Raw genomic sequence first — 24,503 nt, forward strand, 5'->3', positions numbered from 1 at the left:
TTTTGGGGAAAACGCATTTCCGCATCCATATATGCGGTACAGGGTGGGTTATACCTGATCTGTGCGCTATACCCACCGCTGCAGCGCACTGCTCACGCATCTGTGACGCGGCGCTGCCTGAGTTTGCTGTTTTCTCCCGATAAGGCCCTGTATTTCCAGCATGACCACCGATCTCGATATTGCCCGCACCGCCGTTACAAAACTCATGAAAGCCGGAGCCGACGCGGCAGACGCCATCGCCGCTGCGGGAACATCCCTTTCCGTCTCGTTCCGCATGGGAAAGCTGGAGGATGTGGAGCGCTCCGAGGGCACGGATCTTGGCATCCGCGCCATGGTGAAGGGCAAAGACGGCGCCATGCGGCAGGCGGTTGTCTCCCTCACAGACACCCGCCCGGACGCGCTGGATGAAGCGGTCGAGCGGGTGGTTGCCATGGCGCGCCTTGCCCCTGACGACCCATATTGCGGCCTCGCAGACGACGCCCGGTTGGCACGTGACTTCGAAAAAGACCTTGCCGCCCTCGACCTTGATGACGGCCAGGAGACCGACGCCGATACGCTGGCAACATGGGCGGAAGCTGCTGAGCGTGCCGCACTTGATGTGGCGGGCGTCACCAACTCCATGGGGGCCGGTGCGGGCTGGGGCCGCTCACAGGTGGCGCTCGTTACCAGCGGCGGCTTTGAAGGCACATACTCAGGCAGTTCGCATTCGCTGTCGTGTTCAGTACTGGCGGGCGAAGGTACCGGCATGGAACGCGACTACGACTTTACGTCGGCACGTCACTTGAGTGACCTCGATGCGCCCGAAACGGTCGGCGCAAGTGCGGCGCATAAGGCCGTAAAACGGCTCAACCCCCGCAAAATGAAAAGCCAGGCGGTGCCTGTGGTCTATGACCCGCGTGTCTCCGGCGGGCTTGTGGGGCATCTGGCCGGTGCCGTATCTGGCGCTGCGGTGGCGCGCGGCACAAGTTTTCTGAAGAACCGCATGGGCCAGCAGGTGATGGCGCGCGGCCTCAACGTGCTGGATGACGCACGCATTGTGCGCGGGCGGGCCTCCAAGCCGTTTGATGGCGAAGGTGTTGAAACAAGCAAGTTGGCGCTCGTGTCTGACGGCACACTGCAAAGCTGGATCATGGATACGTCATCTGCCCGGCAGCTTGGCCTGCAAACCTCCGGGCGCGCCTCGCGGGGCACAGGCGGACCTCCGGGCCCCTCCACGACAAATCTTTATCTTGAGGCCGGCAGCATGAGCCCCGCAGACATGATGCGCGACATCAAGCAGGGTCTGTACGTCACCGAGCTGATCGGCATGGGCGTCAACGGCATCACCGGCGACTATTCGCGCGGCGCGGCAGGGTACTGGATCGAGGACGGTGAACTTGCGTTTCCGGTAACGGAAATCACCATTGCCGGAAACCTGAAGGACATGTTCATGGCCATGACCCCGGCCAACGACTTGGTGTTCCGGTATGGCACCAACGCCCCCACCATCCGTGTTGAAGGCATGACCATTGCCGGTGCCTGATACAGCACACGACCACGCCACCCTGTGTGCCGCCGTGCGCGAAGGTGGCGCACTGGCGCTTGAACACTTCAACGCCGGCGTGAAGGCATGGCAGAAGGCCGATGACACGCCGGTGACCAAAGCCGACCTTGCCGTGGATGCGTTGCTGAAAGAACGCCTGCTCACCGCACGACCCGACTATGGCTGGCTGTCTGAGGAAACCGAAGACGACACCACCCGCCTGACCACGGCACGCCAGTGGATTGTGGACCCGATTGACGGCACGCGCGCCTTCGTCAAGGGCAGACCGCATTTTGCGGTCGTTGCGGCGCTGATTGAAAACGGACGCCCGATATGTGGTGCGATCTATAATCCGGCCACGGACGAGTTTTTCGAGGCGCAGGCAGGGCACGGCGCGCTGCTCAACAATGCGCCGATTTCGGTCAGCACGAGAGCTGAGGTTGAAGGTTGCCGGATGCTGGGTGCCGCCGATATGTTCCGCCATCCGGCATGGCCGCGCACATGGCCGCCGATGGATATTTCAACACGTAACTCCATCGCCTATCGTGGCGCGCTGGTAGCATCGGGCGATTTTGACGCAATGCTGGTAATGACCTGGAAAAACGACTGGGACATTGCCGCTGCTGACCTGATTGTGCACGAAGCGGGCGGACACATGACAGACCATCGTGGCAACGGCCTGACATATAATGGCGCCGACCCGCGCCACCGCAGCGTTGTGGCGGCAGGCCCCGCGCTTCATGCAGCACTGCACGGGCGGATCGGCGACATTGTGCTGCCGGGTTAATCCATCTTTGAGGGGAGCAGAACGCCGATGAGTGACGAGCCTCAGGCAAACGAAAAGCAGTTGTTGCACCTTGTGTTCGGCGGGCGGCTGACCGACATGCGCGGGATCGAGTTTGAAGACGTATCGAAGCTCGACCTTGTGGGCGTTTTTCCCAACTACACCCAGGCCCACAATGCCTGGAAGTCGGCGGCCCAGCGCACCGTTGATGATGCGCAGATGCGGTATTTCATTGTCCATCTGCACAAGCTGCTGGACCCTGAGAACGACGATGCCTGATACCGCCATACTGGCGACGCTGCGGGAGAGCCGACACTGCTGAAGAAAATTGCCCGGTCCCGGTTTACAACGGCCCTCGTCGCCCTTTTGGTGGCCGGGTACATCAGGCTTGTGCTTGCGACCAGCCGCATCACGTTTCACAACAAACAAACGCCGGATGGTTTCTGGAACGCCGGCAAGCCGTTTATCCTTGCGTTCTGGCATGGGCAGATGGTGATGCTCGTGCATTCATGGCAGACCACCGCACCGGTTCGGATGCTGATCTCCCGCAACCATGATGGGCAGTTGATTGCCGCGGCCCTCGCCCACTTTGGTATTTCCAGTGTTCGCGGCTCATCAGACAAGGACGGCAAGGACAAAGGCGGCAGGGCGGCAGCCATTGCCATGGTGCGCGCGTTGCGCAAGGGCGAATGCATCGGCTTCACACCTGATGGACCGAAGGGTCCGCGTATGCGCGCCAAGGACGGTATCATCACCGTCGCCAAAATGGCGGGCGTGCCGATTATTCCTGTGGCCGCTGCCTCCAACCGGCGAAAGGTTTTTGGCAGTTGGGATCGGTTTTGCCTCGACAAGCCATTCTCGCGCGCGGCCATTGTGTGGGGGGCACCAATTCATGTTGCGCGCGACGCCGATGCCGCCACCATCGCGGCGACGCGCCTGCACCTTGAAGTCACCCTTAATGACTTGAGCTGCGATGCAAGCAAACTGGCGGGATGCCCGCTCATTGAGCCTGCCGCTTTAACACCTGCCGCCAAGGAAGCGACACCGGCATGACGCGTGCTGCAAACCCTCAAAGTCCAGTTGCCTACCGGTTGGCAACACAGCTCGTCGCGCCGCTTGTGCCTGCCTTTCTGCAGCGCCGCGCGCGCCGGGGAAAAGAAGATCCCGCGCGCATCAATGAGCGTCTGGGCAAGCCCTCACACCCGCGCCCTGACGGTCCGCTCGTGTGGCTGCACGCAGCAAGTGTTGGTGAATCCCTGTCCGTGCTGGCACTGATCGAGCGGTTGCGCGATGCGCGGCCCGACATGGTATTGCTGGTGACAACCGGCACAGTCACCTCCGCGCAGTTGATGCATGGCCGCTTGCCGCAAGGGTGCCTGCACCAATATGTGCCTGTGGATACCCCTGCTGCCGTCAGCGGCTTTCTGGATCACTGGCAGCCTGACTATGCGCTGCTCGTTGAAAGCGAGCTATGGCCCAACCTCATAACGATGACACGCGCGCGCGGCATCGGCATGTCGCTTGTAAACGCCCGCATGTCGGAAAGATCAGCCCGTAGCTGGAAGCGGCGATACCGTACAGCCCACGCCGTGCTCTCGTGCTTTGACACGGTTCTGGCGCAGGACGAAACAGCAGCAGCGCGCTACAGGTCCATCGGTGCACCAACGGCGAAAGCTGTGGGCAACCTGAAGGTGGATGCACCGCCGCCCCCTGCTTCTGGCGACCTTATGGGCAACCTGACACGGCAGCTTGCCGGGCGCACCGCCTGGATAGCCGCCAGCACCCATGCCGGTGAAGAACGCGTGGTGGCGCAGGCTCATGCGCTTCTCAGGCAGGCAATTCCGGGGCTGTTGACGGTAATAGTGCCCCGCCACCCGGAGCGCGGCGACGAGATTGCAGCAATGCTTGCCACGATGAACCTCGCGATAGCCCAGCGCAGCCGCAAACAAAGCGTGACAGGAACAACAGACATCTATCTGGCCGACACGTTGGGCGAGTTGGGCGGTTTTTTCCGTATTCTGACGATTGTATTCATGGGTGGGTCGCTGGTGCGTGCTGGTGGCCACAACCCGATTGAGCCGGCTCTTCTGGGCGCAGCCCTCGTGACCGGGCCGTACATACATAACTTTGCCGACATCTACGCGACGTTCATCTCTAATGCAGCCTGCGAAACGGTACGCGATGCGCCATCGCTCGCGGCTGCAATCGGCCGGTTGATGTCTGACGGTGTGCTCGCAGGCGCGCGGGTAACGGCCGCTGCTGAAACCGCCGGGAGCCTGACCGGCGCATTGGAGGCGACGCTTGCCGACATCCTGCCCAGGCTCGATGCCGCACTGCCAAAAGCAGTCAAGATGCCCGGAACACAGGTGCGTCCATGAAAGCACCAGAGCACTGGTATCAAACACCCGGCTGGCGCGCGCGGGCGCTGGCACCTGTTGCGGCAGTCTATGCCGCGGGAGCACGGTTGCGCACACGGTTAACCGTGCCCCAGCGCGCAAGCGTGCCGGTGGTCTGCGTCGGCAACATAACCGCGGGCGGCAGCGGCAAGACACCCGTTGCCATCGCCATTGCCCACCGGCTTGCCGCACGTGGGCTGCGTCCGGCATTTCTAACGCGCGGCTATGGCGGACGGCTGGCGGGCCCTGTGCAGGTCAATGCTGAAACATCCCACGCCATTGACGTGGGCGACGAGCCGCTGTTGCTGGCGCAGCATTTCACAACCATTGTATCGCGCGACCGGCCAAAGGGCGCGGATGCCGCTGCCCTGGCAGGCGCTGATATTGTGGTGATGGATGACGGGTATCAGAATCCGACCCTCTGGAAGGATGCGGGCGTTCTGGTGGTGGATGGTGCGTCCGGTCTTGGCAATGGCCACCTGATACCGGCAGGCCCTTTGCGCGAACCCGCGCACGACGCCCTGTCGAGGGCAGCCTGTCTGATCATCATGGGCGCAGGAGAGGCGGGAAAGAGCGTTGCCGCGCGCGCGGACGCATCAGGCGTACCCACGCTGCACGGCGTGCTGCAACCTGTTGATGATGGCACCCGCTGGCAAGGCACGAGGGTGCTGGCATTTGCCGGCATTGGCAGACCCGCGAAGTTTTTTCAGACACTTCGCTCGCTGGGCGCCGACATTCGCGAAACAGAGGTTTTTCCGGATCATCATATGTACACGGATGATGAAGCCCAGGCGATGCTGAGTGTTGCGCAGGCACGCGGCCTGACACTCGTCACCACCAGCAAGGACAATGCCCGGCTCAAATGGTCGGGCCATTCAGGCGCGCTGGCGGAATTATACAAGGCGGCACAAATCATTCAGGTCGAGGTTGTGTTTGATGATGGCGATGCGCTGGATCAGCTCTTGATGGCACGCATTCAAACCACGTCCGCCGCTGATGCTTACAAGGCGTTTTGAAACATGGGCACGTGGCAACACAAAGTTGAGGCGGCCGCGTTCCGATATGTGATGGCGCTGTTCAGGGGTCTGGGACGCGAGCGCGCATCTGCGTTTGGCGGCTGGTTGTTTCAGCGCGTCGGCCCCTACATTTCGAGGCACAAAAAGGCTGATGCCAACATGGCGCGGGCGTTGCCGGACATGACCGCCGCGCAGCGAAGCGCAGCCCTGGCTGAAATGTGGAACAATCTGGGCCGCACGGCAGGCGAGTATCCCCACCTTGGCAGCTTCACATCACGCGGAAACGACGCGGACATCAAGGTTGAAGGGCGCGACGTGCTTGCCTCATTTGCCCCTGAGGGCAAGGTCGCGATTTTTGTGTCAGGCCACTTTGCCAACTGGGAGTTGATGCCGCTTGCCGTCGCTCAGGGCGGCGTTGAGGGCGCTGAAGTTTATCGTGCCCCCAACAATGCCGCTGTTGATGCATGGATCACCCATGCCCGACAGACACATATAATGGCCCGCCAGGTGCCAAAGGGAACAAGCGGTGCGCGGGAAATCGTCAGGTGTTTGAGGTCGGGTGTCAGCCTGTGCATGTTGTCGGACCAGAAAATGAACGACGGCATTGAAAGCACGTTTTTTGGACGACCCGCCATGTCGCCCGCCGCCCCGGCCACCATGTCATTGCGCTACGGCATACCTATTGTGCCGGTCAGTTTTGCGCGCGTGGGCGGCACCCGGTTCACGATCAGGTTCTGGCCGCCGCTGGCATATGAAAAAACCGGCGACATGCCAGGCGACGTTGCCGCCCTCACGCTGATGCTCAACCGGTTCCTGGAGGCCCGCATCCGCGAGCGGCCCGGACAATGGCTATGGCTGCACAACCGCTGGAAAGACTGAACAGCCGATCCTGAGTTACTCAGGCATTGGGCCGGCAACAAGCTGCGGGTCAAGCCGCTGTGAGCCCCAGTTCATGCGCCAGTCCAGATGTGGGCCGGTGGCACGGCCGGTGGCACCAACCGTGCCAATCAACTGACCCTTATCAACCCGCTGGCCGACCTCAACATCCACGCTATGCAAATGAAACAGCGTGGAGGAGACTGAATGCCCGTGGTCGAGGATGACAATGCCGCCGGTGAAAAAATGATCGGATTCAGCAAGCGTCACGGTGCCGCTGGCAGGAGCTACAACCGGGGTGCCGGTAGGTGCCGCGATGTCGATGCCGAAATGCGGGCGGCGCGGCTCGCCGTTAAGCACCCGCTGCGATCCGTACACGCCGGAGATACGTCCCTTGGTGGGCCAGATGAAACCGTCCAGAAAATACTCCGACAAATCCGTGTTGGCGCGCGCGGCAGCCACCTGCGCATTATCTGCCTGAATGCGCTTGAGGGTTGCTTCCGAAAAGCCACCCACCTTGCCCTGCGGCAGACCATCAATGCGCTGAATGTCATAGTCGCGCGGCGCAATACTCAAGGACACAGACTGAGGCGTGCCATCAGGATGCGTGATTGCCAGTGTTGCGTCAGGCCCGTGGTCGCGCCCAAAGCCGAACACGAACCTGCCCTGCGGTGTGACCGACAGGACATTTCCATCAAGCGAAACTTCCGAACCCGGCTCGGCTGCACCAAGTATCATGCCGCCCTGGCGGAACTCTCCCACCAGATCGACCGCAAGCGCAGGTGTGCTGACCAGAAAAACGGCTGCCGCAAGGATCATGCGCATATCAGGCAAGCCCCAGATCGCGCTGCACAACGGCTTCAGGCGTTGCATACGGCTCCTGCCGGTCCACGCTCCAGTAGCGCAGCTCATCGAGCGGAATACGGATGCCGGTGACGGCACACAGCACGAAAGAGCCTGGCGCAAGCACATCATAATCCGCATCCAGATAGCGCAGCCGCGCTTCGCCGCCCATTTGGCTGTCAAACCTGTTCACGCACGTCACTCCGTCAAGTTTTGAATACTCAAAATCCTAGCACGCGGGGCGCGCCGTCAAAACAGTTCGCCCTGCCCTTTGCGCGGTCCTTTGGACGCTTTGGCGGTTTTGGGTTGTGCGGGCCTGCCGTCCACTGTCTGCACAACCACCCGATCGCGTCTGGCAAACTCAAGCGAAAACGCGCCCGCACTGCGGGCAGCATCGGCAGAACGGATGAGGCCACCCTCAGCATCCAGCGCCAGCGCAAACCCCCGCTCAAGAACGCCCTCGTGAGACATTGATACCAACAGACGCGATGATTGCTCCAGCCGCTGCCTGATACTTGTGAGATGTTGATCTAACACACGCGGCAGGCGGCCGGACGCGGGCTCAAACGCACGCCGCGCGAATTCCACCGACGTTAGCCGACGACGGGCGAGGCGTTGGGCAAGCGTATCAAGCTCCTTGCGCGACTGCGTCACAAGCGCCTGCGGGCGGCGCGCTTCCAATCGGCCAGACCAGGTGGTCAGCGCGCTGCGGCGGTCCTGAAAGATGCGGGCACGCTGGGCTGTCAGTCTCTCAGTTGTGAGGTCCAGCCGCTGTCGCTGCATGTCCAGCAGGCGCTCGGGACGCGGCAGGGCGCGGGCGAGGCTACGAACTGTTGTGCGGGCCTGCTCCAGCCGCCGTGTCATCACCCGATGCTGGCGGGCGGCCATGTCCATGACTTGCACCACCAGGTCAGCGCGCACGGGCACGGCATGTTCAGCGGCGGCAGTGGGCGTGGGCGCGCGCAGGTCGGAGGCAAAGTCGATCAGCGTTGTGTCGGTCTCGTGGCCGACAGCCGAAATGAGCGGAATGGCGCTTTGGGCCGCCGCGCGCACCACCACTTCTTCGTTGAACGGCCACAGGTCTTCAACGCTGCCACCACCCCGCGCGACAATAATAAGGTCGGGCCGGGGAATCGGGCCGTCGGCACTCAGGGCGTTGAAGCCGTTGATGCCCGCCGCGATTTCTGCGGCCGCCGTCTCCCCCTGAACCCGCGTTGGCCAGATCAACACATGGCGCGGAAACCTGTCGCGCACGCGATGCAGAATATCGCGGATGACAGCACCTGATGGCGACGTGACCACGCCGATCACGTCGGGCAGATACGGGATCGGCTTTTTGCGGTCTGCATCAAACAGCCCCTCAGCAGCCAGCTTCTTGCGTCGTTCTTCGAGCAGCGCCATCAGCGCACCCACGCCAGCGGGCTCTATGGAATCAATAACAATCTGATATTTCGACTGGCCGGGAAACGTTGTGAGTCGCCCGGTGGCGATTACTTCGAGGCCCTGCTCCAGCTTGAGGGACAGGCGCGATGCATTGCCCTTCCACACCACGCCGGAAAGAACGGCCCGGTCGTCCTTGAGGTCAAGATAGACATGGCCTGATGCGGGACGCGACACGCGCCCCAGCTCGCCACGCACCCGCACATGGCCAAACTGGTCCTCGACCATGCGTTTGACGGCACCCGAAATCTCGGAGACCGAGTATTCAGGCATATTGCCGAGTTCGGGTTCGGGGGACGCGTCTTGAGGCATAGGCATTCCGCTGAGCATTAGGGACCGGGGTGGGTTCTAAGGCGTTTGCCCTTTGTGCTAGAACCCTTCCGCACTTGGCTGCTGCGGATAGTAGCGGTCTTTAACCGGTGGACAAAACATCTTCCCACTCAACGTTTGGACGAAACGGGCATGAAAGTTCTGGTAGTAGGGTCTGGTGGACGCGAGCACGCGCTGTGCTGGAAGCTGGCGCAAAGCCCGTTGCTGACCAAACTCTATGCCGCCCCCGGCAATGCGGGCATGGCGCGCAACGCACAGTGCGTGCCCATCAATGCGGACGATGTGGACGCACTGACGCAGTTTGCCCGTGACCAGGCGATTGACCTTGTGGTCATCGGCCCCGAAGGCCCACTGGTGGCCGGGCTTGCAGACCGTCTGTCAGATATCGGCATTCGTGCGTTCGGGCCAAGCGCCAAGGCCGCGCAGCTTGAAGGCTCAAAAGCCTTCACCAAGGAAGTGTGTGACCGCGCAAACATTCCAACAGCCGCCTATGGCCGGTTTGATAACGCGGCTGACGCGCTGGCCTATACGCGCGCGCGCGGTGCCCCGATTGTCATCAAGGCGGACGGGCTGGCTGCGGGCAAAGGCGTGACCGTTGCAATGGAACTTGCCGAAGCTGAAACAGCAATCAGCGACATTTTTTCCGGCCGCTTTGGAGCTGCCGGGGCAGAAGTCGTGGTGGAAGCATTTTTGGACGGCGAAGAAGCCAGCTTCTTCGCTCTGTGCGACGGCACCACAGCGCTGCCGCTTGCAACTGCCCAGGACCACAAGCGCGTGGGCGACGGCGACACCGGAGCCAACACCGGCGGTATGGGCGCGTACTCGCCTGCACCCGTGCTTACAGACGACCTTGTCAAAACCGTCATGACACGGATCATTGAGCCGACACTCGCCACCATGAAGGCGGATGGTATGCCTTATACGGGTGTGCTGTATGCAGGCCTGATGATAACCGACAAAGGCCCGGAACTGATTGAGTATAATGCACGCTTTGGCGACCCGGAATGCCAGGTGCTGATGATGCGCATGAAGAGCGATCTGCTGCCGCTTCTGGATGCAGCCGCACGGGCGCAGCTTGCCGGTCAAAATGTTGAATGGCACAGCGACCCGGCGCTGACCGTCGTCATGGCGGCGGGCGGCTATCCTGGCACATACGACAAGGGCACTGTTATTGGTGGGCTGGATGATGCGGCGCGCGACGATGCCGTGGAGATTTTCCATGCAGGCACGGCTGAAAAAGACGGGCACATTGTGGCCGCAGGCGGGCGAGTGCTCAATGTGACCGCACGCGGCAAGAGTGTGGCGCAGGCGCAGGCACGCGCCTATGCTGCAATAGACAAAATCAACTGGCCTGAAGGGTTTTGCAGGCGCGACATAGGCTGGCGCGCGGTGGAACGCGAACACAACAAGACACAGGCCTAGGCCTTCCAAAATACAAAAAACGACACTCAAGGGAGTATGACGATGAGCGACGCGGCACCGGCGGATGACCGCCAGGAGATGTTCTCCGGCACCAAGGATGTAGCAGAGACCCACCGCTTTGATGAAAGCAAGCTGCACGCCTATATGGCGGACGCAGTGGAAGGCTTTGAAGGCCCCCTGGAAGTGCGCGAGTTCAAGGGCGGGCAATCAAATCCCACCTACCAGATTGTGACACCAAAGAAAAAATATGTGCTGCGCCGCAAGCCGCCGGGCAAACTGCTGCCGTCAGCGCATGCCGTTGACCGCGAATACAAAGCCATTTCAGCGCTCAACGCCACCGACTTTCCCGTGCCGCAGGCCTATGCGCTGTGCGAGGACGAAAGCGTGATCGGCACCATGTTCTATGTCATGGAAATGGTCGAGGGGCGCATTTTGTGGGAGGCGCTGTTGCCTCAGGAGAGCAAGGAAAATCGTGGCAAAATCTATGACGCCATGAACGAGACCATCGCCAAACTGCACATGATTGATTACGAGGCCATTGGCCTTGGCGACTTCGGCAAGCCGGGCAACTATTTTGCCCGCCAGATTTCGCGCTGGTCGAAGCAGTATGTAGCCAGCGAGACGCAGGACATCCCGGCAATGAACAAGTTGATGGAATGGCTGCCGGGCAACATCCCCGAAGAAGACTCCAACTCGATTGTTCACGGCGATTACCGGCTGGACAACATGGTGCTGCACCCCACCGAACCACGCGTGCTGGCGGTACTGGACTGGGAGTTGTGCACGCTGGGCCACCCGCTGGGCGATTTCACCTATCACACCATGCAATGGAAAATGCCGGGTGCGGGAACCGGCGGCGGCACCGGCTCGCTCAAGGACCACGACCTTGCCGCGCTGGGCATTCCCAGCTTTGACGATTATGTCAAAGCCTATTGCGATCGTACGGGACGCGACGGGATCGACAATCTCGACTTTTATTACGCCTACAATTTCATGCGCCTTGCGGGCATTTTGCAGGGCATTGCAGGCCGCGTTCGTGATGGAACCGCCGCCAGCGACCACGCCAAGACAATGGCTGCAAATGTGGCACCGCTGGCAGAAGAAGGCTGGCTCTATGCACAAAAGGCAGGCGCGGTTTAGTCCGACCGCTGATTTTGCGGCTTCTCACCCTGCTTCGCCATGACTTCGCGCATAGCGTCTCGCAGTCCGTCTGCGGATGTTATGTGCAGGTCGCGCTGCGGGAACGGGAACTCAATGCCGTTGTCGTGGAACATGTCCCAGATCGCCAGCCGCACGTCACTGGCCACATTGACCACACCTGCTTCGGGATCGTTGACCCAGATGCGCAGTTCAAGGTCCACGGAACTGTCACCAAATCCCATGAGGCGTGTGGCCGGCGGCGGGGTTTTCAGCACGCGCGCATTTTCCTCAGCAGCACGCATCATCAGATCGAGCGCCTTACGCACATCAGACTGATAGCTGACACCAACGCCTATTTTTAAACGCACCGCGCGGTTGGAAAACGACCAGTTGATGACCTGCTGGGTGATAAGATCTTCGTTGGGGATCAGGTACTCTTTGCCATCGCGGGTCACAATCGCTGCGTAGCGCGCACCCAGTTTTGAAATCCACCCATAGGCTTCACCGATCTCAATCACATCGCCGGGTTTGATTGAGCGATCAAGCAGCAGGATGATGCCGCTGATGAGGTTGGACACAACCTTTTGCAGGCCAAAGCCGATGCCCACGCCAATGGCACCGGAAAACACGGCGACAGCGGTAAAATCAATACCGATTGAGGTCAGGCCCACAAGCACGGCAACGGTCAGGAAGCCGATGCGCAGCACCTTGCCCACCAGCACGCGCGCGGCAGGCGTCACGCCTTCTATACGCCGCAACTGCGTTTCCAGAAGGGTTGAAAAAACCACTGCCACCCAGACAAGCGCCCCGACCAGCACGATGCCGTTGACAACCGTCAGCAGTGAAATGCGCATCTCGCCCGCTGTGAAGGCCAATGCATCCATTGCGGCAATCAACGGATTGAGCCAGCCCACAATGGCGAGCGCCGCCACAAACCAGATGATGGCACCAGCAAAACGAGTGAGCCCGTTGGAACGCGTCAGCGTTGTGATAAGCCTGATAAGCAGCCACGCCACCAGCAGGCTGGACGCAATGCCCAACAGGTTGGTGGCGTAGCCGGCAGCAGCAAGCACGGCCGACGCCACCCATGTGAGTGTCAGCGCACAGGCCGGCGCAACAAGACCGCCGAGCTTGTCCACCCGCGCGTGTAACCAGGCACGTCCGGCGCTGCGGGCAACCAACCGGGCGATCAGCGGGGCTGCGCTCCTGCCCGTGTACACAGCGGCAACCGCAATGAAGATGAGGAGACCGGCCTGTATGGCGGTATCTGTGGTTGCCACGTCAGACGCAATCCAGGCCTGTAACTGCTGCCAGATGTCACTGACACGACCAGCCGCTTCGTCGGCTGCCTCGGCAAGGTCTGGCACGGCTGGCGTCTGCGGCGTTTGATACATTGCAGCATTGCAGCATTGCCGATGCGTCCTGTCGAGGGGGTGGCGAGGGGGGTGTCGAGGGAGGCGGGAATGCAGCTATGTGCGCCGCGTCGCCGGGATGCTAGACACACGGCATATTTGCCATTTGAGAACTGACCCCAAAATACGAGGCCCGCAATGTCTGAAACCATTGACGTACTTGAGCGCCACAAGTTCGACGAAACAGCGCTTGAACACTGGTGCCGTGCCAATGTGGATGGCTTCGCCGGACCGCTGCGGGTCAAACAGTTTCAGGGCGGGCAGTCCAATCCGACCTTTCAACTCATCACACCGGCGCGCAAATATGTGATGCGCAAAAAGCCACCCGGCCAGCTTCTGGCAAGCGCCCACGCGGTTGACCGCGAATACACGGTAATGCGGGCGCTGGCGGATACACCCGTGCCGGTGCCGCGTATGTATGCACTATGCGAAGATGACAGCGTGGTGGGCACCAGCTTTTACATCATGGAAAACCTTGAGGGCCGCGTTTTCCGCGACCCGACACTGCCGGGCATGAGCGCGGACGATCAGGCCGCGATCTATGACGAAATGAACCGCGTAATGGCCGAACTTCACAAGGTGGATCATGAGGCTGTCGGCCTTGGCAACTACGGACGGCCGGGAAACTACTTCGACCGGCAGATCGCCCGATGGATCAAGCAGTATCGCGCCGCCCAAACCGAAACGATTGAGGCGATGGAAAATCTCATTGCATGGATGCCGCAGCATGTGCCGGACGAACCATCGGTCTCCATCGCCCATGGCGACTACCGGCTGGAGAACACAATGTTTCATCCAACCGAGCCCAGAATGATTGCGGTGCTGGACTGGGAGCTTTCAACCATCGGCCACCCGTTGGCAGACCTTGGCTATAACTCGATGCTTTATCACATCGACAGCCCCACCATGGGCTCGCTGACGCGCATTGATTATGCAGCGTCCGGTATTCCGCGCGAGGCTGACTACGTGGCCGCATACAGCAGGCGCGTCGGGAGAGACGGCATTGAAAACTGGCCGTTTTACGTGGGTTTCTCGATTTTCCGCCTCGCTTCCATTGCGCAGGGCGTTTACAAGCGCGGGCTCGACGGCAATGCCAGCTCTGAAAAGGCCACGCAGCACGGCAACGTTGCCCATATGCTGTCGGACGAAGCCTGGCGGATTGTTCAACTCACGACCTGACGGCCAAAATCCGGCTGTTTTCCGCGACGCTCTTTTTGCTGCACCTGCGAAAAGCGTTTGCCTACGGGATGTTAACGACTGACGTGCAGACTGTACCGCTAATGGGCAACTGTTGTGAACCAGAACAATGCCAAGCGGGATACCTAGTAAAGAGCGACAGTCGCAGGACGACGTGCCGACAACCGGCGCGCTCTCGGACGCCTTTTTTCATGCCGTGGTGGAAAATGCCGCGGACATGATCTCGGTGATTTCGCCTGACGGGAAGTTCATTTACTCCAGCCCGAATGCAACCCGCACCTTCGGCATTATTCCTGGTACCACCAACGAACTGCCGGAGAGTGTTTTCCACCCCGATGACTATCCCCATGTCGTTGAAGCCTTCATCGCACTGGGCCAGCAAGGCGGTCGCAAACAGCTTCCTGACCACCGCATGAGATCTGCGGACGGTGACTGGATGTGGATGCAGACCCATGCGGTCAACCTGGTGGATGACCCGCGCGTCGGTGGCATTGTCATGGTGTCGCGCGACGTGACCGCCCAAAAACGGCGCGAGGAGGAAATCAGCCGGGCGGAAATCGCTGTCAAGTTTGGGCACTGGCGCTGGGACAAGAATGCGCCCGGGCCGTACTGGTCTGACGGCATGTATGCCATGCTTGGCCTCAACCGCAGCGATATGCCAACCGATATGGCGTGGACACTCGACCTTTTGCCGCCTGCGGATCAGGCGGTCGTTATCACCGAAGTGATGGAGGCGCTGACCAGCGGCGCGTCTTTCAACCGCATTGTTTCCATGCGCCACGCTGATGGCGACGATCGCCGCGTGATGTTGATGGGCCATGTCGAGCGTGACGGCAGCGGCGATGCCACCTCTATTGTCGGCATCACGCAGGACGTGACCGCTCTGCAGGAGGCCAATGACGTTATCCAGCAGTCAGAACAGGAGTTCAGGCTGCTTGCGGAACACTCAACAGACGCTATCGCCCGTTACACTCGCGACGGTGTTGTTGCCTATATCTCGCCATCGGTTGAGCGCGTGATGAGTTTCAAGCCGGAGGAATGTATCGGCCACAAATCTGACGCGCTGATGCACCCCGAAGACCTGGCCCGCGTGACCGCCGAGATTGACAGTATGCATCTCACCGGCCAGACCAAGCGCGTATCGTTTCGCATGATGTCGCGCAGTGGCGAGTATCTGTGGCTTGAATCAGCCATGAGCCCGCTGTTTGGTGCTGACGGTGAAAGCGATGGGTTTGTTGCATGTACACGTGACGTCACCGCGCAGAAAAAACACGAGCAGGATCTGATGATGGCCCGTGAGCGTGCTGAGCAGGCAAGCCTCACCAAGTCACGCTTTCTTGCAAATATGAGCCACGAACTGCGCACTCCACTGAATGCCATTCTGGGTTTTTCCGAAATGATGACACAGCAGGTATTCGGCCCGATTGGCGTTCCTCAGTATGAGGAATATGCCGGCATGATCCACGAAAGTGGCGCGCATCTGTTGTCACTGATCGGCGATATTCTGGATATGTCGAAGATCGAAGCCGGCAAGTATGACCTGGCGCTTGAAGACGTGTCTGTCGGCACAGCGCTTCAAAAAGCCACCCGCATGGTGCAAACCCGCCTGCGAGAAGGCGAGCTTGACCTGATACTGGACCTTGAGGGCGCCGAGGGATGCAACGCATGGGCAGATGAACGCGCGCTCACCCAGGTCACCATCAACCTGCTGTCCAATGCGGTGAAGTTCACCCCGGCAGGCGGCCGCATTACAGTCAGCGCGCGGTCACTGGACACCGGGCGCATTGCCATATCCATCGCGGATACCGGCGTGGGGATTGAAGCTGAAGATCTGGAGCGGGTGTTGCACCCGTTCGAGCAGGTGGTGCGCCACGCCGAGCTTGCAAGTCAGGGAACAGGACTTGGACTGCCCCTCGTGCGCGCCCTTGTGGAACTGCAGGACGGCACATTCTCCCTCACCAGCAAGCCCGGCGAGGGCACGGTTGCGACCATCACCCTGCCGCTGGCAAAACCTGCAGCATCGACCGTGCTGCACAGTTCCTGATCAGCAGCGGTGTGCGCCCTTCGCTGGTTTGATCCGCGCTAGTTCATATTCTTGAGCGCACTGTCCATTTCAGCATAGACCCGCTCTACTGACGGTTCGGCAAAGATGCCACGCCAATAGGCTGTCGCGTCTGGCTGATTGTCCAGCAGACAACCGGAGCGGCCAAAAAAATCCGGAATGCGGCGGACAAAAAACAGGATCGGCACAAGGGCACAGTCAGCAAGCGACAGCTTGCCGCCCACAGCATGGCCCGACCCGTCAAGATAATGATTGAGCCAGCCAAGCGCCGTTTCAAGACGCGCAAACGCTGTCTCCACCTCGTCTTTGTTGCGGACGCCAGGGTCAATGTTGCCAAACAATGTCGTCAGCGGATCAAGCAGATAAAGATCGCCGATGCGGCCCATCAGGCGAACCATGGCGCGCTGCTTGGGGTCAGACGGCAGCAGCGACGGTTCGGGATAGATTTCTTCAAGATATTCGCAGATGGTTTCGGATTCAGGCAGCACCCAGCCATCGTCGAGTTCAAGGGTTGGCACCTTGGCCAGCGGTGTCAGCGCCCTAAACGCCTCCGGTTCAAGCTGCGTGAACGGATCAATCATCTCAACATCGATGCCCTTTGCGTAAAGCATCATGCGGCAGCGCGCGGAAAACGGCGACAGATCGTTGTTGTAGAGTTTCATTGGCGTGTTTCCTCCGGCTCCGGCCTTGCCGGGGCGGTTTTGTTTTTCGTGTCACCTCAGGCGGCCAAGTCGCTGGATGAGGTTTAGGCTTGGGCCAACAGGCGAACGGCCCGGACACCATATGGTGCCGGGCCGCCAGCTTAACAACTAGACACGTCGAGCAATCACGACACTGCTACTCGGCAGCGGCGCGCAGTTGCTCCATGTGTTTTTTGTATTCAAGCCGCGCGATGGTGCGGTTGTGAACCTCATCGGGCCCATCAGCAAGGCGCAGGGTGCGGATGCCCGAATACGCTTTGGCAAGGCCAAAGTCGCTGGTCACGCCACCGCCACCATGGGCCTGAATGGCATCATCAATGACCTGCAACGCAATGCGCGGCCCGGCAACCTTGATCATGGCGATCTCGGCACGGGCAACCTTGTTGCCGACCTTGTCCATCATGTCAGCCGCCTTGAGGGTGAGCAGCCGGGTCATCTCGATATTGGTGCGGGCCTCAGCCACGCGCTGTTCCCATACGGAATGCTCGGCAATGGTTTTGCCAAACGCCTCACGGGTCAGCAGACGCTTGACCATCTTTTCAAGGCAGCGTTCCGCCACACCGATGGTACGCATGCAGTGGTGAATGCGGCCCGGCCCGAGGCGACCCTGAGCAATTTCAAAACCGCGACCTTCACCCAGAATGAGGTTGCCTGCAGGCACGCGCACATCCTTGAGAATGACTTCAGCGTGGCCATGCGGCGCATCATCATAGCCGAACACGGGAAGCATACGGACGATTTCAATGCCCGGCGCATCCATCGGCACAATGATCTGGGACTGCTGACGGTAGCTGTCCGCACCCGGATCAGTCTTGCCCATCACAATGGCAACGACGCAGCGCGGATCGCCCAACCCTGACGACCACCACTTGCGGCCATTGATGACGTATTCGTCGCCATCGCGCACGATGCTGGTTTCGATGTTGGTGGCGTCGGATGACGCGACCGCAGGCTCGGTCATCAGAAAGGCTGAGCGGATTTCACCTGCCAGAAGCGGCTTGAGGTATTTTTCCTTCAGCTCTTCGGAGGCATAGCGCTCGAACACTTCCATGTTGCCCGTGTCGGGCGCTGAACAGTTGAAGACTTCTGATGCCCAGCCAACACGACCCATGATTTCGCACAGAGGTGCGTATTCCAGGTTGTTGGTGCCGCCGCCAAGCTCGGAGTTCGGCAGGAACAGGTTCCACAGCCCGGCTTCACGTGCCTTGGGTTTCAGATCTTCAAGAATCTGCGGCACCTGCCAGGGGTTACCCTCCTTGCGGAAGGCCTCCATCTGAGCGTCATACGTGGCTTCATTTGGATAAATGTACTCATCCATGAAGCGCTCAAGGCGGGCAATAAGCTCTTTCACCTTGTCGGAATGTTCAAAATCCATAGCTGGGTTTCCTCTTGTTTTGTCACGTTTATGGCGAAATGGGTGGTTTCGGGCGCGACTCTAACCCCTAGGCGGGCCGCCGTCACCTCCTGCTTTGACGCGGGGTTTTCAGGCATCGCCGCCATCGCGCCTGCCGGCAAAAAACGCCTGTAAAAGAGCCGTCGACCGGGCTGCATCCATTCCGCCATACACTTCCGGGGCATGGTGGCAGGTGTCGCGGGAAAACACCCGCGCGCCGTGTTCAACGCCACCGCTCTTGGGGTCATCTGCGCCAAAATAAAGCCTGCGGATGCGGGCAAACGAAATAGCGGCCGCGCACATCGGGCACGGCTCGAGCGTGACGTAAAGATCGCAGCCAACAAGCCGCTGAGACCCCAGCGCCAAGCAGGCAGCGCGCAGGGCCACAATCTCGGCATGAGCCGTGGGGTCGGTGTCTGCCACGGTGCGGTTACCCGCGCGCGCAATCACCTGCCCCTGCGGCGACACGATGACGGCGCCGACCGGCACCTCGCCACGGGCAGCGGCGGCTTGCGCTTCTTCGTAGGCCATATCCATGAAGGAGGGAGTGTTCATCGGCGGCACGGTGCCCGCAGCAAACGGCCCGCGTCAATACTTCAAGATGCATCGCGCCGGGCATGCATGATGCTCGCGTGCGGCCCGCGCATCTGCTAGTGACCATGGCCATGAGTGAGCCATCTGACAAAAACCGTCTTGAGTTTCCCCCCGGTGGGGAGCGCATTGCCAAATATCTGGCGCGCGCGGGCATCTGTTCGCGGCGCGATGCTGAAAAGCTGATTGAGGAAGGTCGTGTGCAGGTGGACGGCACCAGGCTCACGACGCCCGCGTTCAAGGTCGCCAGCGGCAACCTGATCCGGGTGGATGGCAAGGAAGTGCAAAAGCCTGAAGAAACCCGTGTCTGGCGCTATCACAAGCCCGAAGGACTGGTAACGACGGCAAAAGATCCCGAAGGCCGACCAACGGTTTTTGACAAGCTGCCGTCTGATCTGCCGCGGGTGATTTCGGTCGGTCGTCTCGACATCGCGTCGGAAGGCCTGCTGCTGCTGACCAATGACGGCGAACTGGCACGCCAGCTCGAACTGCCGGCCACAGGCTGGCTGCGACGCTACCGGGTGCGGGCACGCGGCAATGTGAGCGATGGTGTGATCGCCAAACTGAAATCAGGCATAGAAGTTGACGGCGTTCGCTATGGCGAAATGAATGTCAGCCGCGACGAGCAATCGTCGGGTGGCACAAACCAGTGGCTGACGATTGGATTGCGCGAAGGCAAGAACCGCGAAATCCGCCGGGTGCTTGGTGCTGTGGACGTGGAAGTGAACCGGCTTATCCGTCTCTCCTACGGGCCGTTTGAACTGGCTGACCTGCCGCCGGGCGCTGTGCAGGAAGTGCCAGGGCGCGTGCTGCGTGACCAGATGGGACGCGGCCCCAAAGCTGAAATGGCTGATGACGGCACCGTCCGGCAACCACCCAGGCCCAGGAAACCCGCCACATGGGCCAAGGCAAAACCGCGCGACAAGCCCAAGCCGAACAAACCCAGACTAAACAAACCTGCCCGCACCAAACCCGGCCCTACCAAACCCGGCCCTACCAAAGGCAAGCCAAGTGCGCATCGTCGGCGGAACCCATAAGGGCCGTCCGCTCAAGGCCCCCAAAGACGCCCGCGTGCGCCCTACATCAGATCGCACGCGCGAAGCCATTTTCAACATTCTGGCGCATGGCGATTTTGACGGCTGGTCGCTGGAAGGCGCGCGCGTGCTGGACCTGTTTGCCGGCACCGGTGCACTGGGCCTTGAGGCCCTGTCGCGCGGGGCCTCCTTCGCGCTGTTTGTGGACGACCACCCGCAAAGCCGTGGCCTCATCCGCGACAACGCAGAAACACTGGGCGAGACCGGCCGCATAAAACTCTATCGCCGCGACGCGACGAAACTCGGGCCCCGTGGCGGTTCCGTCGGCCCGCCGTTTATGTTGGCCTTCTGCGATCCGCCATATGGCAAGGGCATGGGCGAAAAAGCGCTGGCCGAAGCATTGGCGGGCGGATGGCTCGCTGATGGTGCCGTCTGCATTCTGGAAGAAGCAACATCCGCAACTGTGCCGTGCCCGGACGGTTTTGATGAACTTGACCGGCGGGCTTACGGCGACACGCAGGTTGTCGTGATGCAGGTCACCACCAGACCCTAAGGTTTGGTAAGGCCCCCGCACGCGCTGCTGTTACCCGCCGGGTTCCAGCGTCTTGAAACCTGTTGCTACCAGACCCTGCCAGCGGCGTTGTCTGTGCCCATAGAACATGCGGGCAAATAACCAGACACCCGGCGTCAGCACTCCGGCGCGCACATCAAGGCGGTCCGTATATCGGGTTTGACCGTTGCCGATGTCTTCAAAAATCATCCAGTGGTCCCACTGTCTTATGAACCTGCTTGAACCGTTATCGCGCAACGTGGCCTTACCATCGGCGATAGACAGCCCATCAGGATATTCAATGACAATCCACTGACTGCCCAGCGGGATAACTCCGAAGCTCCACATGCCGACACGGTAGCGCCCCTCGCGCCAACGCAATGGCGGGGTATTGGGCTCCTGGAATGTGAACCGTATCAGCGGCCACGCCACATGCTGCAAGAGCGCCAGCCGTTGAACCTGTGACCAGGCCGTCTCTAATGGGCAATCTAGTGTGGTGGTGAGCGTCATGCGCATGGCGAACTTGGCTACCGCCTCCCAAACAGTTTTTCGATGTCTGGCAGGCTGAGCGTTACATAAGTTGGCCGCCCGTGGTTGCACTGGCCGGAGTGCGGCGTCACTTCCATTTCGCGCAGCAGGGCGTTCATTTCGTCGGCCGTCAGGCGGCGGCCGGCGCGCACGGAGCCGTGGCAGGCCATGGTGCCTGAAACTTCGTCGAGGCGTTCTTTCAGGGACAGCGCCTGCCCAAGGTCGGACACTTCGTCGGCGAGGTCTTTGATGAGGCCCTGAATATCTGCGTCGCCGAGCATGGCGGGTGTTTCGCGGACAATGATGGTGCCGTCGCCGAACGGCTCAATGATAAGGCCCAGCTCTGCCAATTCGTCTGAACGGTCGGCCAGCGCTGCGGCTTCGTCGCTCCCCAGTTCCACCACTTCGGGCACCAGAAGCGCCTGACGTTTGATGCCGCTGGCCGCCAGCGCTTTTTTCATGCGTTCATGCACCAGCCGTTCGTGGGCGGCATGTTGGTCCACCAGTACCAGACCATCGCGGGTTTCAGACACGATGTATGTGAGGTGGAGCTGGCCACGCGCTGCGCCCAGCGGGCGGTCCATCAACTCGTCATGAGTGGGCTGTTCAACGCGGGCGGCGGGCTGGTCGAAGCCTGCGTAATCGCGCGACGGCAGCGGCGGGGTTTCAGCGAGTCCGGGTTGTGCGGCGCTTCCCGGTTCAAAAGCACGGGCCGGCTCAAAAGCGCGGGCCGCGAGCTCCATGAGGTGGCGTTGCGGGGGTGGCTGAAAGCCGCCGGGCTGAAATGCTGAGAGCGCAGCACCGGCGACGGTGGTGGAAGCGCGATGACCGGCAGCGTCCAGCGCCATGCGCAGGCTCTTGACGATGAGGGCGCGCACAAGGCCGGGGTCGCGGAACCGGACTTCGGCCTTGGCCGGGTGCACATTCACATCCACCAGCGCAGGGTCGGCCTCCACGAACAGCGCCAAGACCGGATGCCTGTCGCGGGCCAGAAAATCCGCGTAGGCACCCCGCACAGCGCCTGCCAGCAGCTTGTCGCGCACCGGCCTGCCGTTGACGAACAGATATTGCGCCTGCGCGTTGCCGCGGTTGTAGGTGGGCAGGCCCGCATGACCCGTAATGGACACGCTCTCGCGTGCAATCCCGACGGGCATCACGTTGTCACTGAAATCACGGCCCAGAATGCGCGCCAGCCGCGCAAGCTGTGCCTGCTCGTCGTCTGCGTTGGTTTCAGCCTCCAGCCGCAGGGACGCACGACCATCGCTGGTCAATGAAAACGCAACGCGCGGATGCGCCATGGCGAGGCGTTTCATCACATCACCAACAGCCTGGGATTCAGCGCGATCCGACTTCAGAAACTTGAGGCGGGCGGGCGTAGCATAAAACAGGTCGCGCACTTCGATGCGCGTGCCCGGCGCGGCGGATGCAGCCTTGGGGCCGGTGACAGTGCCGCCTTCAACCCGCAGCGCACAGCCCTCGTTGCCCGCCGCGCGTGAGACGATGCCAAGGCGCGCAACGGCACCGATGGACGGCAGCGCCTCACCGCGAAAGCCAAGGCTTTGAATATGCACGAGGTCTTCTGTACCCGCCGCATCCACGGCAAGTTTTGAGGTGGCGTGGCGCTGCACAGCCAGCGACAATTCTTCGGCGGACATGCCGCAGCCGTCGTCATCAACGGCAATCAGTGTCTTGCCGCCTGCCGAAATGGTGACCTCGATGCGGGTGGCACCGGCGTCCAGCGCATTTTCCAAAAGCTCCTTCACAGCGCTTGCGGGCCGCTCCACCACTTCACCCGCAGCAATGCGGTTGACCGTGCCTTCGCTCAGAAGGCGGATGCGGGGCGGTTGATGTACCGCAGGCGCGGCGGGAGCTGGCATGGCCGTTACATCCTGCCCAGATAATCACGGGCAAGGATCTTGCCCTCTTCAACGGCAGGCTGGTCAAACGGGTCAATACCCATCAGGTGGGCGGCAATGATGGTTTCAAGCATGAAATGCATCAACAGCGCGCCCATGGCGGTTTCATCCAGCACCGGCACGTCAATGGTGCGTACCGGGCGGTTGTTGCTCTTGAGCGTTTCAACGGTGGCGCGATATTCCGCATCCATCAGATCACCAATGGTCTTGCCGTTGAGATAGGCAAGCGCCGGGTCATCCGTTGTGACGCGCGGACCAGCGCCTGCACTGGCCACCGACATCACCGTGTAGGATTTGTCAGCAGGACCTGCCAGATAAAGCTGCAACTGGCTGTGCTGATCCACCGGGCCGATGCCGGTCGCAGGCAGTGTGCCCTGCCCGCCTTTGCCCAGGCTCTCAGCCCATAGCTGGCGGTACCACAGACCGAAGCGCTCAAGCCTGTCGGAATAGGCGAGGACGATGCTGCTGGCGGCGTTGGCATGTTCGGCGAGGGCTACCTGCATGGCAGCCCCCAGTGCCGGTGCGACGTCTTGCGGGGCAGCGTTTTCAAGAACAGGGGCCAGCACCCGCGCGGCACCGTCGCGGATTGCGACAACGTCCAACCCCATCAGCATGGCAGGCACAAGGCCGACATTGGTAAGAACCGAAAACCGCCCGCCGACGCCTGTTTCATGATCGATGACAGGTGCGCCGATGCTTTGGGCAAAGCGGCGCACGGCGTTGTCGGTGGGTTCGGTAATCGCCGCGAAGTGCTGCGCCAGATACGCGCCACCACCGGTAGCCTCAAGCGCGTTTTTTGCGGCATTGGCCTGCATCAGTGGTTCAGCCGTGCCGCCTGACTTTGAGACGACCAAAAAGCGCGTGCGTTTAAGATCAAGCGCTGAAAGCGCGCGCTCATAGGTGAACGGGTCGAGATTTTCAAAAAAGTGGATGCGCGGCTCGGCAGTGGAGCGCGCGGGTGTTGCATCGAAGGCGAGTTGGGCCAGCGCCTTGGCACCAAGGCTTGATCCGCCAATGCCCAGCACAACAATGTCGGATGAGTCTTTTTTCAGATGCGCGGCAATGCTGTTCATTGCCTCAATATCATCGCGGCGGGCCGGAAGCGCGAGCAGGGGCAAGGTGCCTGACGCATGTTGCTCAAGCAGGGCATCCAGTGCGGGCCGGGTCGCTTCAAGGGCGGCATCGAACTGTGCCTGCGTGAGGCCGCCCGAACCGATCACGGCGCTAACATTCTGAACAAAGGGAAGGGGGGCCGACATGGCGTGACAGCACCTTTTTATGCGGGCGACTCGTGGCAAACACTTGCCGCAACGGTAGCAAAGCTCATGGCTGCATACAAAAGGCCCGGCA

Annotated in this window: 23 protein-coding genes; 13 read left to right on the forward strand and 10 right to left on the reverse strand. The window is 60.9% G+C overall.

From position 1 onward, the window contains the following. The first annotated feature begins 160 nt into the window (after positions 1 to 160). The 7 genes from RIB87_RS10810 to RIB87_RS10840 all read left to right on the forward strand — a co-directional run bounded on the left by RIB87_RS10810 (position 161) and on the right by RIB87_RS10840 (position 6,597). Entirely contained in the window at positions 161 to 1,522 is a 1,362-nt protein-coding gene (locus RIB87_RS10810) for a TldD/PmbA family protein (protein WP_350146438.1), read from the forward strand. Further along, positions 1,515 to 2,309 carry an inositol monophosphatase family protein gene (locus tag RIB87_RS10815; protein ID WP_350146440.1) on the forward strand — a complete coding sequence of 265 codons (795 nt, stop codon included), beginning with the start codon at positions 1,515 to 1,517 and terminating at the stop codon, positions 2,307 to 2,309. The genes RIB87_RS10810 and RIB87_RS10815 overlap by 8 nt, the downstream gene beginning before the upstream one ends. A 27-nt stretch (positions 2,310 to 2,336) precedes the next feature. Continuing rightward, entirely contained in the window at positions 2,337 to 2,585 is a 249-nt protein-coding gene (locus RIB87_RS10820) for a DUF4170 domain-containing protein (RefSeq protein ID WP_350146442.1), read from the forward strand. 90 nt (positions 2,586 to 2,675) lie between these two features. Further along, on the forward strand, positions 2,676 to 3,359 hold the full coding sequence (locus tag RIB87_RS10825; RefSeq protein WP_350146444.1) for a lysophospholipid acyltransferase family protein: 684 nt from the start codon (positions 2,676 to 2,678) through the stop codon (positions 3,357 to 3,359). Next, positions 3,356 to 4,684: a 3-deoxy-D-manno-octulosonic acid transferase gene (locus RIB87_RS10830; protein WP_350146446.1), complete on the forward strand. Its 1,329-nt coding sequence runs from the start codon at positions 3,356 to 3,358 to the stop codon at positions 4,682 to 4,684. The genes RIB87_RS10825 and RIB87_RS10830 overlap by 4 nt, the downstream gene beginning before the upstream one ends. Continuing rightward, entirely contained in the window at positions 4,681 to 5,718 is a 1,038-nt protein-coding gene (lpxK, locus tag RIB87_RS10835) for a tetraacyldisaccharide 4'-kinase (RefSeq protein ID WP_350146448.1), read from the forward strand. The genes RIB87_RS10830 and lpxK overlap by 4 nt, the downstream gene beginning before the upstream one ends. A 3-nt stretch (positions 5,719 to 5,721) precedes the next feature. After that, a complete protein-coding gene (locus RIB87_RS10840) occupies positions 5,722 to 6,597 on the forward strand; it encodes a lysophospholipid acyltransferase family protein (RefSeq protein WP_350146450.1) in 876 nt (291 codons plus the stop codon). 15 nt (positions 6,598 to 6,612) lie between these two features. On the opposite strand, the gene RIB87_RS10845 is transcribed toward RIB87_RS10840, so the two are convergent. From RIB87_RS10845 to xseA, 3 genes are all read right to left on the reverse strand, one after another. After that, positions 6,613 to 7,419, reverse strand: coding sequence for a M23 family metallopeptidase (locus RIB87_RS10845; protein ID WP_350146452.1), 807 nt, complete (start codon positions 7,417 to 7,419; stop codon positions 6,613 to 6,615). A 1-nt stretch (position 7,420) separates the two neighbouring features. After that, positions 7,421 to 7,609, reverse strand: a complete 189-nt coding sequence (locus RIB87_RS10850) for a DUF2093 domain-containing protein (RefSeq protein ID WP_350146576.1) — start codon at positions 7,607 to 7,609, stop codon at positions 7,421 to 7,423. A gap of 77 nt (positions 7,610 to 7,686) precedes the next feature. Continuing rightward, positions 7,687 to 9,189 carry an exodeoxyribonuclease VII large subunit gene (gene xseA / locus RIB87_RS10855; RefSeq protein ID WP_350146454.1) on the reverse strand — a complete coding sequence of 501 codons (1,503 nt, stop codon included), beginning with the start codon at positions 9,187 to 9,189 and terminating at the stop codon, positions 7,687 to 7,689. Positions 9,190 to 9,339: 150 nt separating this feature from the next. Between xseA and purD the strand changes: the two genes are divergently transcribed. Together purD and RIB87_RS10865 are read left to right on the forward strand one after the other, a co-directional pair. Beyond that, a complete protein-coding gene (purD, locus tag RIB87_RS10860; RefSeq protein WP_350146456.1) occupies positions 9,340 to 10,629 on the forward strand; it encodes a phosphoribosylamine--glycine ligase in 1,290 nt (429 codons plus the stop codon). Positions 10,630 to 10,671: 42 nt separating this feature from the next. Further along, positions 10,672 to 11,769 carry a phosphotransferase family protein gene (locus RIB87_RS10865; protein ID WP_350146458.1) on the forward strand — a complete coding sequence of 366 codons (1,098 nt, stop codon included), beginning with the start codon at positions 10,672 to 10,674 and terminating at the stop codon, positions 11,767 to 11,769. Here RIB87_RS10865 and RIB87_RS10870 read toward each other — a convergent pair. Next, positions 11,766 to 13,136: a mechanosensitive ion channel family protein gene (locus RIB87_RS10870; RefSeq protein ID WP_350146460.1), complete on the reverse strand. Its 1,371-nt coding sequence runs from the start codon at positions 13,134 to 13,136 to the stop codon at positions 11,766 to 11,768. The genes RIB87_RS10865 and RIB87_RS10870 overlap by 4 nt on opposite strands. A 183-nt stretch (positions 13,137 to 13,319) precedes the next feature. On the opposite strand from RIB87_RS10870, the gene RIB87_RS10875 reads away from it, so the two are divergent. Further along, a complete protein-coding gene (locus tag RIB87_RS10875; protein ID WP_350146462.1) occupies positions 13,320 to 14,360 on the forward strand; it encodes a phosphotransferase in 1,041 nt (346 codons plus the stop codon). 127 nt (positions 14,361 to 14,487) lie between these two features. Next, positions 14,488 to 16,422 (forward strand): sensor histidine kinase, encoded by a 1,935-nt coding sequence (locus RIB87_RS10880; RefSeq protein WP_350146464.1) that lies wholly within the window; start codon positions 14,488 to 14,490, stop codon positions 16,420 to 16,422. Between the two features lie 38 nt (positions 16,423 to 16,460). On the opposite strand, the gene RIB87_RS10885 is transcribed toward RIB87_RS10880, so the two are convergent. The 3 genes from RIB87_RS10885 to RIB87_RS10895 form a co-directional block, all read right to left on the reverse strand. Continuing rightward, the gene (locus RIB87_RS10885) at positions 16,461 to 17,102 is read right to left on the reverse strand and encodes a glutathione S-transferase family protein (protein WP_350146466.1); all 642 of its coding nucleotides are present in this window, start codon (positions 17,100 to 17,102) and stop codon (positions 16,461 to 16,463) included. A 175-nt stretch (positions 17,103 to 17,277) separates the two neighbouring features. After that, on the reverse strand, positions 17,278 to 18,516 hold the full coding sequence (locus RIB87_RS10890; protein WP_350146468.1) for an acyl-CoA dehydrogenase family protein: 1,239 nt from the start codon (positions 18,514 to 18,516) through the stop codon (positions 17,278 to 17,280). 108 nt (positions 18,517 to 18,624) lie between these two features. After that, positions 18,625 to 19,089: a nucleoside deaminase gene (locus RIB87_RS10895; RefSeq protein ID WP_350146470.1), complete on the reverse strand. Its 465-nt coding sequence runs from the start codon at positions 19,087 to 19,089 to the stop codon at positions 18,625 to 18,627. A gap of 110 nt (positions 19,090 to 19,199) precedes the next feature. Between RIB87_RS10895 and RIB87_RS10900 the strand changes: the two genes are divergently transcribed. Both RIB87_RS10900 and rsmD read left to right on the forward strand, forming a co-directional pair. After that, positions 19,200 to 20,162 carry a pseudouridine synthase gene (locus RIB87_RS10900; RefSeq protein WP_350146472.1) on the forward strand — a complete coding sequence of 321 codons (963 nt, stop codon included), beginning with the start codon at positions 19,200 to 19,202 and terminating at the stop codon, positions 20,160 to 20,162. Continuing rightward, positions 20,137 to 20,712, forward strand: coding sequence for a 16S rRNA (guanine(966)-N(2))-methyltransferase RsmD (gene rsmD / locus RIB87_RS10905; RefSeq protein WP_350146474.1), 576 nt, complete (start codon positions 20,137 to 20,139; stop codon positions 20,710 to 20,712). The genes RIB87_RS10900 and rsmD overlap by 26 nt, the downstream gene beginning before the upstream one ends. Before the next feature lie 30 nt (positions 20,713 to 20,742). Here rsmD and RIB87_RS10910 read toward each other — a convergent pair whose 3' ends face one another. From RIB87_RS10910 to RIB87_RS10920, 3 genes are read right to left on the reverse strand one after another with little or no spacing between them, the layout of a single operon-like run. Beyond that, positions 20,743 to 21,219 carry a hypothetical protein gene (locus RIB87_RS10910; RefSeq protein ID WP_350146476.1) on the reverse strand — a complete coding sequence of 159 codons (477 nt, stop codon included), beginning with the start codon at positions 21,217 to 21,219 and terminating at the stop codon, positions 20,743 to 20,745. 17 nt (positions 21,220 to 21,236) lie between these two features. Then, a complete protein-coding gene (mutL, locus tag RIB87_RS10915) occupies positions 21,237 to 23,114 on the reverse strand; it encodes a DNA mismatch repair endonuclease MutL (RefSeq protein ID WP_350146478.1) in 1,878 nt (625 codons plus the stop codon). A 5-nt stretch (positions 23,115 to 23,119) separates the two neighbouring features. Beyond that, positions 23,120 to 24,412 carry a phosphoglucose isomerase-related protein gene (locus tag RIB87_RS10920; protein WP_350146480.1) on the reverse strand — a complete coding sequence of 431 codons (1,293 nt, stop codon included), beginning with the start codon at positions 24,410 to 24,412 and terminating at the stop codon, positions 23,120 to 23,122. Positions 24,413 to 24,503 lie beyond the last annotated feature (91 nt).

Origin of the sequence: Pyruvatibacter sp., assembly GCF_040219635.1 — a bacterium.
Classification (GTDB): Bacteria; Pseudomonadota; Alphaproteobacteria; order CGMCC-115125; family CGMCC-115125; genus Pyruvatibacter.

Bases quoted from the DNA above. Each gene is read 5' to 3' on its own strand.
- RIB87_RS10880 (WP_350146464.1), top strand. From the start codon at position 14,488: ATGCCAAGCGGGATACCTAGTAAAGAGCGACAGTCGCAGGACGACGTG.
- RIB87_RS10920 (WP_350146480.1), bottom strand. From the start codon at position 24,412: ATGTCGGCCCCCCTTCCCTTTGTTCAGAATGTTAGCGCCGTGATCGGT.
- RIB87_RS10895 (WP_350146470.1), bottom strand. From the start codon at position 19,089: ATGAACACTCCCTCCTTCATGGATATGGCCTACGAAGAAGCGCAAGCC.
- RIB87_RS10845 (WP_350146452.1), bottom strand. From the start codon at position 7,419: ATGCGCATGATCCTTGCGGCAGCCGTTTTTCTGGTCAGCACACCTGCG.
- mutL (WP_350146478.1), bottom strand. From the start codon at position 23,114: ATGCCAGCTCCCGCCGCGCCTGCGGTACATCAACCGCCCCGCATCCGC.
- RIB87_RS10885 (WP_350146466.1), bottom strand. From the start codon at position 17,102: ATGAAACTCTACAACAACGATCTGTCGCCGTTTTCCGCGCGCTGCCGC.
- RIB87_RS10820 (WP_350146442.1), top strand. From the start codon at position 2,337: ATGAGTGACGAGCCTCAGGCAAACGAAAAGCAGTTGTTGCACCTTGTG.
- RIB87_RS10840 (WP_350146450.1), top strand. From the start codon at position 5,722: ATGGGCACGTGGCAACACAAAGTTGAGGCGGCCGCGTTCCGATATGTG.
- RIB87_RS10875 (WP_350146462.1), top strand. From the start codon at position 13,320: ATGTCTGAAACCATTGACGTACTTGAGCGCCACAAGTTCGACGAAACA.
- RIB87_RS10900 (WP_350146472.1), top strand. From the start codon at position 19,200: ATGAGTGAGCCATCTGACAAAAACCGTCTTGAGTTTCCCCCCGGTGGG.
- xseA (WP_350146454.1), bottom strand. From the start codon at position 9,189: ATGCCTCAAGACGCGTCCCCCGAACCCGAACTCGGCAATATGCCTGAA.
- RIB87_RS10865 (WP_350146458.1), top strand. From the start codon at position 10,672: ATGAGCGACGCGGCACCGGCGGATGACCGCCAGGAGATGTTCTCCGGC.
- RIB87_RS10830 (WP_350146446.1), top strand. From the start codon at position 3,356: ATGACGCGTGCTGCAAACCCTCAAAGTCCAGTTGCCTACCGGTTGGCA.
- RIB87_RS10910 (WP_350146476.1), bottom strand. From the start codon at position 21,219: ATGACGCTCACCACCACACTAGATTGCCCATTAGAGACGGCCTGGTCA.
- lpxK (WP_350146448.1), top strand. From the start codon at position 4,681: ATGAAAGCACCAGAGCACTGGTATCAAACACCCGGCTGGCGCGCGCGG.
- RIB87_RS10850 (WP_350146576.1), bottom strand. From the start codon at position 7,609: ATGGGCGGCGAAGCGCGGCTGCGCTATCTGGATGCGGATTATGATGTG.
- RIB87_RS10890 (WP_350146468.1), bottom strand. From the start codon at position 18,516: ATGGATTTTGAACATTCCGACAAGGTGAAAGAGCTTATTGCCCGCCTT.
- RIB87_RS10810 (WP_350146438.1), top strand. From the start codon at position 161: ATGACCACCGATCTCGATATTGCCCGCACCGCCGTTACAAAACTCATG.
- purD (WP_350146456.1), top strand. From the start codon at position 9,340: ATGAAAGTTCTGGTAGTAGGGTCTGGTGGACGCGAGCACGCGCTGTGC.